This is a genomic window from Nitrospira sp. Nam74 (assembly GCF_965152615.1).
This window is the reverse complement of sequence record NZ_OZ224220.1, coordinates 4156693-4168995: the sequence shown is the minus strand read 5'-3', so window position 1 is coordinate 4168995 and position 12303 is coordinate 4156693. Positions and strand designations below refer to the sequence as shown.

General features: G+C 55.2%; 11 protein-coding genes. 7 read left to right on the top strand and 4 right to left on the bottom strand.

Features of this window, described 5'->3' with window-relative positions:
• Positions 1-3: 3 nt before the first annotated feature.
• The 4 genes from ACWHYZ_RS19675 to galU all read right to left on the bottom strand — a co-directional run bounded on the left by ACWHYZ_RS19675 (position 4) and on the right by galU (position 5017).
• Positions 4-474 (bottom strand): DUF2062 domain-containing protein, encoded by a 471-nt coding sequence (locus ACWHYZ_RS19675; RefSeq protein WP_447984362.1) that lies wholly within the window; start codon positions 472-474, stop codon positions 4-6.
• Positions 462-1544 carry a thiamine-phosphate kinase gene (gene thiL, locus ACWHYZ_RS19670; protein WP_447984361.1) on the bottom strand — a complete coding sequence of 361 codons (1083 nt, stop codon included), beginning with the start codon at positions 1542-1544 and terminating at the stop codon, positions 462-464. Before thiL ends, ACWHYZ_RS19675 begins: the two co-directional genes overlap by 13 nt.
• Before the next feature lies 1 nt (position 1545).
• Positions 1546-4044, bottom strand: a complete 2499-nt coding sequence (gene lon / locus ACWHYZ_RS19665; protein ID WP_447984360.1) for an endopeptidase La — start codon at positions 4042-4044, stop codon at positions 1546-1548.
• A gap of 79 nt (positions 4045-4123) precedes the next feature.
• Positions 4124-5017, bottom strand: a complete 894-nt coding sequence (gene galU / locus ACWHYZ_RS19660) for a UTP--glucose-1-phosphate uridylyltransferase GalU (protein ID WP_447984359.1) — start codon at positions 5015-5017, stop codon at positions 4124-4126.
• Between the two features lie 359 nt (positions 5018-5376).
• Here galU and bamA point away from each other — a divergent pair, with 359 nt between their 5' ends.
• The 7 genes from bamA to ACWHYZ_RS19625 all read left to right on the top strand — a co-directional run bounded on the left by bamA (position 5377) and on the right by ACWHYZ_RS19625 (position 12257).
• Entirely contained in the window at positions 5377-7683 is a 2307-nt protein-coding gene (gene bamA, locus ACWHYZ_RS19655) for an outer membrane protein assembly factor BamA (protein WP_447984358.1), read from the top strand.
• A 71-nt stretch (positions 7684-7754) separates the two neighbouring features.
• Entirely contained in the window at positions 7755-8387 is a 633-nt protein-coding gene (locus ACWHYZ_RS19650) for an OmpH family outer membrane protein (RefSeq protein WP_447984357.1), read from the top strand.
• A gap of 44 nt (positions 8388-8431) precedes the next feature.
• Positions 8432-8974 (top strand): OmpH family outer membrane protein, encoded by a 543-nt coding sequence (locus ACWHYZ_RS19645; protein WP_447984356.1) that lies wholly within the window; start codon positions 8432-8434, stop codon positions 8972-8974.
• 30 nt (positions 8975-9004) lie between these two features.
• The gene (gene fabZ / locus ACWHYZ_RS19640; RefSeq protein ID WP_447984355.1) at positions 9005-9448 is read left to right on the top strand and encodes a 3-hydroxyacyl-ACP dehydratase FabZ; all 444 of its coding nucleotides are present in this window, start codon (positions 9005-9007) and stop codon (positions 9446-9448) included.
• A gap of 116 nt (positions 9449-9564) precedes the next feature.
• Positions 9565-10371, top strand: coding sequence for an acyl-ACP--UDP-N-acetylglucosamine O-acyltransferase (gene lpxA / locus ACWHYZ_RS19635; protein ID WP_447984354.1), 807 nt, complete (start codon positions 9565-9567; stop codon positions 10369-10371).
• On the top strand, positions 10371-11222 hold the full coding sequence (locus ACWHYZ_RS19630) for an LpxI family protein (protein ID WP_447984353.1): 852 nt from the start codon (positions 10371-10373) through the stop codon (positions 11220-11222). Before lpxA ends, ACWHYZ_RS19630 begins: the two co-directional genes overlap by 1 nt.
• 72 nt (positions 11223-11294) lie before the next feature.
• The gene (locus tag ACWHYZ_RS19625) at positions 11295-12257 is read left to right on the top strand and encodes a Gfo/Idh/MocA family protein (protein WP_447984352.1); all 963 of its coding nucleotides are present in this window, start codon (positions 11295-11297) and stop codon (positions 12255-12257) included.
• The last annotated feature ends 46 nt before the right edge of the window (positions 12258-12303 follow it).

The following is a 12303-nucleotide window of genomic DNA, read 5'->3' as shown; positions in this document are numbered from 1 at the left end:
GCTTCAGGTCGGCAATCGTTCATCTACGGACGATCGCTGCGCGCGATACTTGGAGATGAGCCAATAGGCAATCGGGTAGGCGATGAGCATCCCCCCCACACTCAAGATCACTCCGCCGATGAAAAAGGGGAGAAGATACGGCAGAAGTTGATGGTAGAGCGACATCAAGCTCAGATCGCTCCAGTTAAACGGGGCGGCCTCCGGCATATCCAGCACGAGAAATCCTGTCCAGATGGTGGCACCAAGGATCGGCACGATGGTCCAGGGATTGTTAATGAACGCACCGGCCATCAGTGCTAGAAAATTCAAGCGGAATGCCCAAGTGCAGAACAGCACTTGCAGCGTATGCAGCCCATACGTGGGTGAAAAGGCGATTAACACACCGACGGAGAATGCCAGTGCAGTACGATGGGGTGATTCGTGCAGGTGTAGAATGTCATGAAGCCGTGAGCGAATTCGGGCTATCGAGACCACGATCCCTCTGGACGGTTATGGGGATTGGAGTCGAAATGTCGGTAGCTAAGTATCGGCAATCGATGCACTGAGCCGGAATGGTCTTTGATACGGACGCCGTATCCTTGCGGTTTGACGATCCCGATGCACGACAGCTTACAGTCGACCTGGCCGCGAAGCTCTTCTACCTTCCCGCGGCGAGCGGGAGCGACCGTGAACAACAGTTCATAGTCCTCGCCTCCCTGTAGCGCGATATCGGCTGAGTTGACTTTGTTCGTGTCTGCGTACCGACGAAGGGCAGAGGAAATCGGTAGGGCGTCCATATCCAGCTTCACCCCAACACGGCTCTGTTCACAGATATGCCGTACATCCCCCGATAAGCCATCAGAGAGATCGATCGCAGACGTGGCAAGGCGTTGCCCGCTTAAGAGCTGTCCGACTGTCAGGCGCGGTGTGGGCCTGAGATGGCGACCGATCAATTCTTTGGCTGGACCTGTTTTGGCAGCGAGCCATGATCTCTTGCTGCTCGGCCGAGCCGAAAGCAGTCTGAGACCGGCCAGAGAGTCACCGAGCGTACCGGTGACATAGATGAGATCGCCGACCTGCGCTCCGGCACGAGTCAGTGCGCGGCCGGCGTTCATGCTCCCTATGAGCACAATATTGACAAACAAACCGTGACGAGAAGCTGACGTGTCGCCACCGATCAGTTCAACCCCGTGAGGGCGGCACGCCAGCATGAGGCCACGATACAGTTGTTGAATGTCAGAGGCGATCCGCGAGGGCGGGATCGCGAGCGACACGAGGAGATAGTCCGGCTTCGCGCCCATGGCGGCAATATCGCTCAGGCTGGCGACAGCTGCTTTATAGCCGATATCTTGAAATGTGGCGGTTTTGTGATCGAAGTGCACCCCCTCGGCCAACAGGTCCGTCGTGAATACTAATTCATGCCCTTTGATCGGGGCCACGACGGCCGCGTCATCACCGATTCCGTGCACAACATTGGGGCCGGTCGTCCCGTACCGCCGGTGAAGAGTCTCGATCAGCTGAAATTCATGGAGTGAAGTTGGCCGCCTCGATCGAGAAAGAGGCATGTCAGTGAAAAGATGATGGCGGCGATACGGAGAGCGACGGTGAGATGGTATGCGGCCGCGGTGCACGCCGGGGCAACCCCAACCCATTGCTCTTCGACCGATTTCGTCCGGACCGGCGCATGGATTTGATTTTCCCTGAAGACGTCCTAGATGACCGTAGCGCTCCTTTCAGCACATCATCCATCGTCTTGGCAAAGACCAACGTGACGCCCCGCAACAGATGTTTCGGGATTTCTTCGATATCCTTTTCATTGCGCTGAGGCAGAATTACCGTAGAAATCTTGGCTCGTTTTGCGGCGAGTATTTTTTCTTTGAGACCGCCAATCGGAAGCACGCGGCCTCGCAACGTGATTTCTCCTGTCATGGCGACGTCGCGGCGAACGGGGATGCCGGATAGAATGGAGGCAATGGCAGTGGCCATCGTGATGCCCGCTGAAGGACCGTCTTTCGGAATCGCGCCGGCCGGCACATGAATGTGGATATCGATCTTCGAAAAGACATCGGGCTTGATGCCGAGTAATTTCTCACGTGAGCGCACGTAACTCAGGGCCGCCTGGGCCGATTCTTTCATGACTTCGCCGAGGTGACCGGTCAACGTGAGCTGTCCTTTGCCTTTCATCACGGTCGCTTCGATATAGAGTACATCCCCGCCGCTCTCGGTCCACGCAAGTCCGGTGGAAACACCGATCTCATCGTCCTCTTGTTCGGCTTCCGGTAGATATTTCGGCACGCCAAGAAACTTATGCACGTTGGCCGGGGTGATACTGTAGCATTGCACCTTGCCCTCGGCCACTTTTTTGGCGACCTTCCGCATCACGTTTGCGATTTCTCGATCTAAACTTCTCACGCCCGCTTCGCGCGTGTAGTGAGACACGATCGTATGGAGTCCCGATTCCGTAATGCGGATGTGCTCCTCGGTGATGCCGTGCTCTTTGAGCTGGCGAGGAATCAGGTAGCGCTGGGCGATGCCAAGTTTTTCCTCCTCTGTATAGCCGGGGATCTCGATAATTTCCATGCGATCGCGGAGAGCGGAAAGGATGGGATCCATGAGATTCGCGGTCGTGATGAACATGACTTCGCTTAAGTCAAACGGCACGCCGAGATAATGATCGCTGAATGCATGGTTCTGTTCAGGATCCAGGACTTCCAACAAGGCCGCGGAAGGGTCCCCGCGAAAATCTTGTCCGACTTTATCGACTTCATCCATCATAAACACGGGGTTGTTGGTCCCGGCCTGTTTGAGACCTTGAATAATGCGGCCCGGCAATGCTCCAACATAGGTTCGGCGATGACCGCGAATCTCAGCTTCATCCCGCACGCCGCCCAAGCTGATCCGGACAAATTCCCGGCCGAGTGAGCGGGCAATTGATTTACCCAGGGACGTCTTTCCGACGCCGGGTGGGCCGACGAAGCAGAGAATCGGGCCTTTCATCTTGTCTTTGAGCTTACGAACCGCCAAATATTCGAGGATCCGTTCCTTCACCTTTTCCAGATCGTAATGGTCCTCGTCCAAGACCTTGGCGGCGGCTTTAATGTCGAGCGTATCTTTTGACTTCTTGCTCCAGGGAAGGTCGACCATCCATTCGAGGTATGTGCGGACGGTTGCGGATTCTGCCGTGTCCGGGTGCATCTTCTCCAAGCGCTTGAGTTGCTTTTCGCACTCTTTGAGGACTTTTTCGGGCATCTTGGCATCTTTGATCCGCTTCCGAAATTCCGCCACTTCCTCGCCACGTTCATCCAGCTCGCCCAGTTCTTTCTGAATCGCTTTGAGCTGCTCCCGCAGGAAATACTCTCGCTGCGTCTTGTCCATCTCGCCCTTGGCTTGGGCTTGGATTTTCTGCTGCATGGAGAGGACATCGACTTCTTTGCTGAGAATTTCGCTGACGCGTTTCAATCGAGCGATGGGATCTTCGATTTCCAGCACCGATTGCGAGACGTCTACTTTGACGCCGAGATTGGAAACCACCATATCGGCGAGCCGGCCGGGATCGTCCAAATTTTCGATCACGACCATGACGTCCGGCATGAGGACTTTGCCGAGTCCGACGATGCGTTCGAGCTGCTCCTTCACGGTCCGCATGACCGCCTCCGCCTCCAACGACGACCCGGCGGGTTTGCTGTCCTGCATTTTGATCATGCGAACGGAATAGTAAGGCTCGTTCTGAATATATTCTTGAATGCGTCCCTTGGAGATCCCTTGGACCAAAATCTTGATCCGCTCGTCCGGGAGCTTGAGCATGCGCATGATGATGCCGATGGTCCCGACACTGTGGATATCATCCGGAGTGGGGTTTTCTACGTCGAGAGCCTTTTGCGTGGCAAGAAAGATCATACGATTGCCGGCGAGCGCGGCCTCAATCGCTTTAATAGACATGTCCCGGCCGACGAAGAGCGGCAGGACCATATAGGGAAAGACGACAATATCGCGCACGGGGAGCAGAGGGAGTTGCTCCGGAATATCGAGATTTTGGATGTCGGGTTCAGGTGTTTCGGAGGCCATGGGGTTTTGTTACTCGTCTGTTATCAAGTGAGTTGCATGTAAGGGCTGATGCACACAGGTTCACGGCTCTGGCGATGAGTCACGCATCAGACTTCGTGCCGCGATGGTGCAGCTCTTTAAGGTATTTCCTAAAAGGAGGCCCCAGCGTGGGATTCTTGAGGGCAAACTCGACGGTGGCTTTTAAGAAGCCCAATTTCTCACCGGCATCGTGGCGTTGGCCTTGCATTTCTTGAGCGTACATGGCCCGTTTTTTCGCCAGAATGCGCAGGGCATCCGTCAGTTGGATCTCTCCGTTTTTGCCTGGAGGAATGCGTCGCAAAATGGGAAAGATATCCGGGGACAGGACGTACCGCCCAATGACCGCGTATCGAGAAGGGGCCTGCTGCGGGTCCGGCTTTTCAATAAGGTCATCCACGTGATGAAGTCCTGGAGCGATGCGTCGATTGGCGATGATGCCGTAGCGACTCACTTCTTGGAGAGGCACTTTCTTGACACCCAAGACCGGTCCTTCCCGTTCCTGAAACATCTTGATCAGTTGCGCCAACCCAGGAATTTGTGCGTCGATCACCTCATCGCCTAACATAACCGCAAACGGTTCATCACCAAGGAGATGCTGGGCGCAGAGAACGGCATGGCCAAGTCCACGCGCTTCCGGTTGGCGGACATAGCAGAAATTCGCCAATTCAGAAATCCGACGCACCTCTTTCAACATGCCGTCTTTCTTGTTGCCTTTGAGGTTCTCCTCCAGCTCGAACGAACGGTCGAAATGGTCCTCAATCGCGCGTTTTCCCCGTCCGGTTACGATAATAATGTCTTCAATTCCCGAAGCGACGGCTTCTTCCACGGCATATTGAATAAGCGGTTTATCCACCAAGGGAAGCATTTCTTTGGGAGAGGCCTTCGTCGCAGGCAGGAACCGCGTGCCGAGGCCTGCTGCGGGAAGCACGGCTTTTCGAACGGGTAGAACGGGCATGAACGGATACTAGGGGATGGGTGAACGGAAAGTCAAGAAACTGGAGCCCTGTAAGGCGATCGAGCGTCACGGTGCCGGCATCGCGGCCGACTTCATGAAGGTTCTTTACATTAGGGCGAGTCGTCTCTATAATTCCCCAGTTTTTTCAATCCTCTTACGGAAAGGTTCCCTGGGGCTTTGGAGCAGCCCCGTCGTCTTACCCTATCAGGCTCGATCAATATGACTCCCGGTGTGTGGCTGGGTGTTCGAATTGCTGCACTGGGTTCTGCCATCGTCCGATATGCTCATCCTGTGGATCATCAAGCATTCGATATCAAGTCCCAAGAGAATAGGCCACCGGTCCGTGTAGAAAGGCCTCGGTGACTATTCCATTAAGCAGTTGGCTGATCGCACACATCACGATGGTCACGCTCTTGTTCGCCAGTGTCCCCGTCTCTCTGATCTATGCTCAAGAGAGCACGGAGACCGTGGCATCCATCGACATTCGCGGGAATAAGCGTATTGAAGATCAAGCCATTCGTGGCCGCTTGACGCTGAAAGTCGGAGATCCGTATACGCTCGATGCGATTCGGTCCCAAATCCGGATCATCTATGAAATGGGATTTTTTGAAGACGTTCAGATCGAAACAGATCGGCTACCCAACGGAATCGGCGTCGCGTTCATCCTCACGGAAAAGCCGTTTATCACTGAGGTGGTCTTTGATGGAAACGAGAACTTCAGCGATGACAAGCTGAAGGAAAAGATCACGATTCGGAGCCAGACGTTCCTCGATCAGCAGCAAGTGAAGGAGAGTGCCGAGAAGATTCGGCTGATGTACCAGGAAGACGGGTATTATCATGCGCAAGTCATCCCGATCATTCAAAGCTTGGAGGAGGACCGTAAGCGGCTGACATTCTTCGTGAAGGAAGGGGATCGCGCACGCATCAAGACCGTCAATTTCGAAGGGTCGGAATCGGCGACAAGGAAAGAACTGTTCAAGGTTTTGGCGACCCGTGAATGGGTGTCCGTTTGGGGAACGTTGACGGGGAAAGGTTTGCCGTCCCTGTTTACGGACGCCGGTATTCTGAAGCGCGAAGAGTTGGCGAATGACGTCGAGCGGATCAAGGAAGTGTATCTCAATAAGGGATTCCTCAATGTCCAAGTGGGTCTGCCGACCATCGAACTGACCGAAGATCAGAAGTGGTTCATCATTACCTTTTCGATTGTCGAGGGCGATCGGTATACGTTCGGCGACATCGGGTTCCGCGGCAATACGGTTTTTGAAGACGAAGAACTCAGATCCGGGATGGGGTTTAAGACCGGGGACATCTTTCAGCGCGCAAAAATCCGGGACGAGATCACGCGGCTGACGGAAGTATACGGCGCCAAGGGCTACGCCTTCACCGACGTCAACCCGGTCGTCAACCCAGATGCGAAAACGAAAACGGCCGCGCTTCTCTTCCATATCAAGGAAGGAGACCTCATTCGAATCCGAGAGATTCGGATCAGCGGCAACGACAAGACGCGCGATAACGTCATTCGGCGTGAATTGCGGGTCAACGAGCAGGAAATTATCGATACCGTTGCCATGAAGCGCAGCTTTCAGCGATTGAACAACCTGAACTTTTTCGAGACGGTTGAAATTCTTCCCAAGCAGGTGGAGCCGGACAAGGTCGATCTGGACGTCAAAGTGAAGGAAAAGTCGACTGGGGCCTTCAGCATCGGCGGTGGCTTCAGCACACTGGATCGCCTGGTGGCGATCGCAGACATTACCGAAGGCAACATCATGGGCACCGGAAACTTGGTGCGCGTCCGCGGCCAATTAGGTCAACGGCGATCACTTGGGTTGATCTCGTTCCGCAATCCCTATCTCAACGACTCATTGACATCGCTCCAGTTGGACGTGTACCGGTCGCTGACGAATTATCTTACCTATACGGAAGACAAGGCGGGCGCCAGTGTGACCTTCGGACGGTGGTTTTCGGAGTATGTCTCCGGGAGTTTCAGCCCGGTCGTCGAGCATTTTAAATACAGCAACCCGCTCGGATCGGCGCCCGCGTTCATCCTGAGTCAGATCGGTTCCTTTACCACGACCGGATTTCGGACGTCCATGGCCCGCGATACACGAGACTATTTTCTTGATCCTCGTAGAGGCATGCGCAATGCCATTAACTTCGACTTCGGCACGCCGGCGCTTGGCGGCACCACCAATTTTTATAAGGTCACGCTTGATACCATCAAATACACGCCGTTGTTCTGGGATACTCGGCATTCCATTCGCGGACGTTTCGGCATCGTAGACGGGTTGGGTGGGAAGGCAATTCCCCTCACGGAACGGTACTTTGTCGGCGGTATCAATACCATGCGCGGATTCTCGTTCGGCCGGGCCGGTCCGGTCACGCCGGATCACTCCTTGCTGGGTGCCGATCGTGAAATCATCATCAATAACGATTTCATTTTCCCGATTTCCAGTGAAGCCAAACTCAATGGCGTCATTTTCTTTGATTACGGCAAAGGGTTCGGAGAGGGCGAGAAGTTGAGCTTCCATTTACGACCGGCGGCAGGCATCGAGCTACGATGGATCTCTCCATTCGGGCCACTCCGTGTCGCCTATGGATTGAACCTTGATCCACGTGAAGGTGAGCGTAAGGGCGTATTTGAGTTCTCTGTCGGCTCCCTGTTCTAATGGGGTGAGAAGAGAACCGGTCACCCCGATAGCTGGTAATCGGGTCGGCCACATATACATAATGGACCACTATGAGTAAGCATCATCTTACAGGGCACGGCATGGTCGTCAGTCTGGGGATCATTTGGCTGAGCGCGGGATGCGCCGGCCATAGTGAATCGACTCAAGCGAGTCACCTGGGACAACCGGTCCAATCGTTGCCTGCCGTACAATCCGGTTCATCGACTGCCATGGTGTCGCGACTTCCGGCACAAATCGCTGTCGTCGATCTTCAGCGGGTGCTCCTGGACACCGAGGCCGGAAGGAGAGCGCGAGACGTCCTGAGCAATTTCATGAAAAACCGCCAAGCGGTCATCGAGTTGGAGGAAAAAGAGCTGAAGCGTATGGAGGACGACCTCGTCAAGCAAGCCAGCGTCCTGAGCCCGGGCGGTAGAAAAGACCGAGAAGATCTCCTGCGCCGCCGCGTGGCGGAATTCCAACAGCGCGCCGCTGAAATGAATCGTGAAGTCCAGGATAAGCAAAAGGAAGTGCTCGAAGGGTTCCGGGAAAAAGCTGAACGTGTCGTGGCGAAAGTCGCGCAACAATTGGGCCTGGTCGTCGTGGTGGAAAAGGGGAAAGGCGGCCCAACGGTGTATCATGATGCCGCCCTTGATATTTCGACCAAGGTCATTGAAGAGTTCAATAAAGAAAAAGATACACCGTAGATCCCCCCCGGTCCACGCAGTGAGGCGAGAACAAAGGAGATAGCATGAGCAAACAGGTCAGGATCATTATTGCGGCCATGGCCGTAACGATCATGTGGCCCTATTCGTTTGGCTCCGCCGCCGAATCAGTAAAAGTCGGCGTCGTCGATCAGCAGGCCATCCTGGAGCGGTCCAAGGCCGGGAAACGCGCCTTAGAGGGGCTCAAGGAATTTTCGGCTGCCCGGCAGCGTATCGTCTCGGCTGACGACGAAGAACTCAAAAGAATAGAGAGCGAATTGAAGAAAGAAGATCCGACCGTCAGCGATGTCATGAAGCGGGAGAAACAGGAGCAATTCCGCGTGAAGTTCGAAAACTATCAGCGCCGGCTTCAGGATTTCAATCGCGAGATTCAAACAAAGCAGAAGCAGTTGGTCGAAGAATACCAGAAGAAGATCGACCAGGCCGCAGCCGTCGTCGCCGAAAAAAATGGGTTGGCGGCCGTGCTGGATAGGGGCAGTGAGAACACACTGAAAATCGTCATCTACGCTCAGGACTCGCTTGATATCACCGATCAGGTGGTCAAGGAATTCGATCGGCAAAACAAGTAGGAAGGGCAACTGCAAGGAGACAAGATCACTATGATATCCATCGAAGAGATTCGGGCAACGCTTCCGCATCGATACCCTTTTCTGCTGGTCGATCGCATTCGCGAACTGGAAGTGGATCGACGAATCGTGGGTATCAAAAATGTCACGATCAATGAGCCGTTTTTTCAGGGACACTTTCCCGACCGTCCTATTATGCCGGGTGTGTTGATCCTGGAGGCGATGGCCCAGGTGGGCGGGGTCCTGGCCATGAAATCGGTCCGAACGGAAGGCCGTCCGGTTGTGTATCTCACAGGCGTGGATAGCGCAAAGTTCAGAAAACCCGTGGTGCCCGGCGATCAGCTCAGATTTGAAATAGAGGTCCTGAAGAAACGTCCGCCGTTCTGGAAAATGCAGGCCAAGGCCTATGTCGAGTCCGACTTGGTCTGCGAGGCAGAGATGACGGCGATGGTGACGCAGGAACAGCAGAAGGAGTAAGGCCATGCCTCGAAACGTTCAGCAAACGTGTGTGCACTTGTTGTCTCGTTGCAGGCTGATGGCGATGCGAGGAACGAAGAACGATTCACGGGTCATGTCTTATACTGGAGGATAGCGTGCAGATTCACCCAACCGCAATCGTGCACCCAAAGGCACAACTCGGTGAGGACGTGTCGATTGGGCCGTACTCCGTCATCGGGGAACATGTCCGTATCGGGCGAGGGACGCAGCTCATGTCCCACGTCAACGTCGAAGGCTGGACGGACATCGGGGAGCGGTGTCAGATCTATCCGTTTGCGTCGATCGGGACGGCGCCCCAACATTTGCAATATAAAGGTGAGCCGACACGCGTGGCTATCGGACATGATTCCATTCTGCGAGAATATGTCACTGTCAATCGAGGCACGGTATTCGGCGGTGGCGCGACCATCATCGGGCCTCATAATTTTTTGATGGCCTATGTCCATGTCGCACACGATTGCGAGTTGGGCGCGCATATCATCATGGCGAATGCGGCCACCTTGGCAGGACATATTACCGTGGGGGACCATGCGATTATTGGTGGACTATCCGGGATTCATCAATACGTCCGCATCGGGTCGCACGTCATGATCGGTGGATGCTCAGCGGTCGGACGGGATGTCCCTCCCTTTATGCGTGCGGCAGGAGGATATCGAGCGCACCTCTACGGCCTCAATTCCATCGGACTCAAACGGCAAGGCTTCACGTTTGATCGCATTTCTGCATTGAAGCACGCCTATGAGCTGCTGTTCCGCTCGGGTTTGATGATGGCGGAAGCCCTCAAGCGGGCCCGGGAAGAATTTAAAGATCAGCCGGATGTCCAGGAAGTGGTCACCTTTGTCGAAGGGACCAAGCGTGGCATTTGTCGGTCTGTCGGGGTGGGGCATGAGGAGGAAGAATAGTGCAGGCAGCTGAAGACGGACACGCATCACTCAAGGCCGGACAGAGGATTGGGCTCATCGCAGGCAATGGCCGATTTCCCATCATTTTTGCAGATAATGCCAAACGGTTAGGGTATACGGTGTCGGCCGTCGCGCATATCGGTGAGACGGTTCCTGAATTGGAACAGCATGTCGAACGCATCCATTGGATTAAGATCGGGCAATTCAACAAGTTGATTAATGCCTTGAAAGAAGATGGGGTCCAGCACGCCGTCATGTTGGGCGGTATGAAAAAGACGCATGTGTTTACGACAGTACGGCCGGACTTCCGAGCGTTGGCTCTGGCGAGCCGTCTTCGGGTCTGGAAGGATGATGCGATCCTTCGTGAGATCGCTGCGGAGTTGGAGCGCGAAGGGATACAAATCCGTGAGTCGACGTTCGGACTGACCGGTATTCTTGTTGAAGAGGGAGCCCTTACCAAACGAAGTCCTACGAAAAAGGAATGGGAGGATATCGAGTTCGGCTGGGACATGGCGCATGAAATCGGGAGACTGGACATCGGCCAGTGCGTGGTCATTAAAGACCGAGTGGTGGTGGCCGTAGAAGCGGTAGAGGGTACGGATGAGACCATTCGCCGTGCCGGTGCACTGGGTCGTGAAGGGGTGGTGGTGGTGAAACGATGCAAGCCGCAACAGGACTTGCGTTTCGACCTCCCAGCAGTCGGACCGCGGACGATTGAGACGATGGAAGCCGTGCATGCATCGGTTCTCGCCCTTGAGGCCGGCCGCACTGTTCTTCTCGACCGAGACGAGACCGTGCGCTGCGCCGAAGGAGCGGGCATTGCGATCGTCGGAATAGGCAAGAAACCTTGACGCAGGGTTTTGTGATGTCCGATTTCAGCAGAACAACCTTCGATCACTATTCACCCGATCACTGATCACTCCATGCGTACACTACGAGTCGGCGTGATCGGGGTTGGCCATCTGGGCCAACACCATGCCCGTCTATACGCCACCTTGCCCGGGTCGAATCTGGTTGGGGTGACGGATCACGATGCCAAGCGCGCGCAGACGATAGCCGACAAGCATGGCGTGCGCCTCTACCCGGAGGTGGCTGCACTCCTTGCGGAGGTCGATGCGGTCAGCATTGCCGTTCCGACCTCCGCTCATCATGGGGTGGCAAAACTATGCCTCGATGCAGGCGTCCATGTATTGGTGGAAAAGCCTATTACCGTCACGCTCGCCGAGGCTGCCGAGCTCATTGAACTGGCCCGCCATCGCGGATGTGTCCTACAAGTTGGACACATCGAACGGTTCAATCCGGCGATTCGTGCGGTGCGATCTGAAATCAAGAGCCCCGGGTTCATCGAGTGTCATCGGTTGAGTCCGTACGGAGACCGCGGCACGGACGTCGATGTCGTACTGGATCTCATGATCCATGATCTCGATATGGTGCTTTCCTTCAATCCCGGCGGGGTGGAAGAAGTCCGAGCCGCCGGGGTACCGGTCTTGTCGTCCACGATCGATATTGCGAACGCTCGCATTGCCTTTACCAGCGGGTGTGTCGCCAATTTTACGGCGAGTCGTGTGTCCACGACGCGGATGCGGAAACTCCGGTTGTTTCAGCGCGATGCCTATCTGTCCGTGGACTACCAGGCGCGGCAAGCAGCGATTTTGCGTCGGCAGCTCGGGACCAACCAGCGGCCTGAAATCTTCATGGAGCCCGCCAAGACAATCGACGAAGAACCGTTGAAGCTGGAGTTGGAGGCGTTCCTCCACGCGATCGCATCACGCACGCCGCCTGTTGTTTCAGGCGAAGATGGCGCCGCCGCGCTGGCGCTCGCTCACCAAGTTTTGGCTTCGATCGGCTCATTTGTGCAGCGACACGGCGGCGATGCAGAAGGTTAAGGCTAAGGCTGAGACGGCCTCAACCTATACCCTAACCTCTGCCTTC

What these genes read in the sequence shown, in the direction of transcription:
- thiL (WP_447984361.1), bottom strand. Translation starts at nt 1,544, where the DNA reads ATGCCTCTTTCTCGATCGAGGCGGCCAACTTCACTCCATGAATTTCAG.
- lon (WP_447984360.1), bottom strand. Translation starts at nt 4,044, where the DNA reads ATGGCCTCCGAAACACCTGAACCCGACATCCAAAATCTCGATATTCCG.
- galU (WP_447984359.1), bottom strand. Translation starts at nt 5,017, where the DNA reads ATGCCCGTTCTACCCGTTCGAAAAGCCGTGCTTCCCGCAGCAGGCCTC.
- ACWHYZ_RS19650 (WP_447984357.1), top strand. Translation starts at nt 7,755, where the DNA reads ATGAGTAAGCATCATCTTACAGGGCACGGCATGGTCGTCAGTCTGGGG.
- ACWHYZ_RS19645 (WP_447984356.1), top strand. Translation starts at nt 8,432, where the DNA reads ATGAGCAAACAGGTCAGGATCATTATTGCGGCCATGGCCGTAACGATC.
- fabZ (WP_447984355.1), top strand. Translation starts at nt 9,005, where the DNA reads ATGATATCCATCGAAGAGATTCGGGCAACGCTTCCGCATCGATACCCT.
- ACWHYZ_RS19625 (WP_447984352.1), top strand. Translation starts at nt 11,295, where the DNA reads ATGCGTACACTACGAGTCGGCGTGATCGGGGTTGGCCATCTGGGCCAA.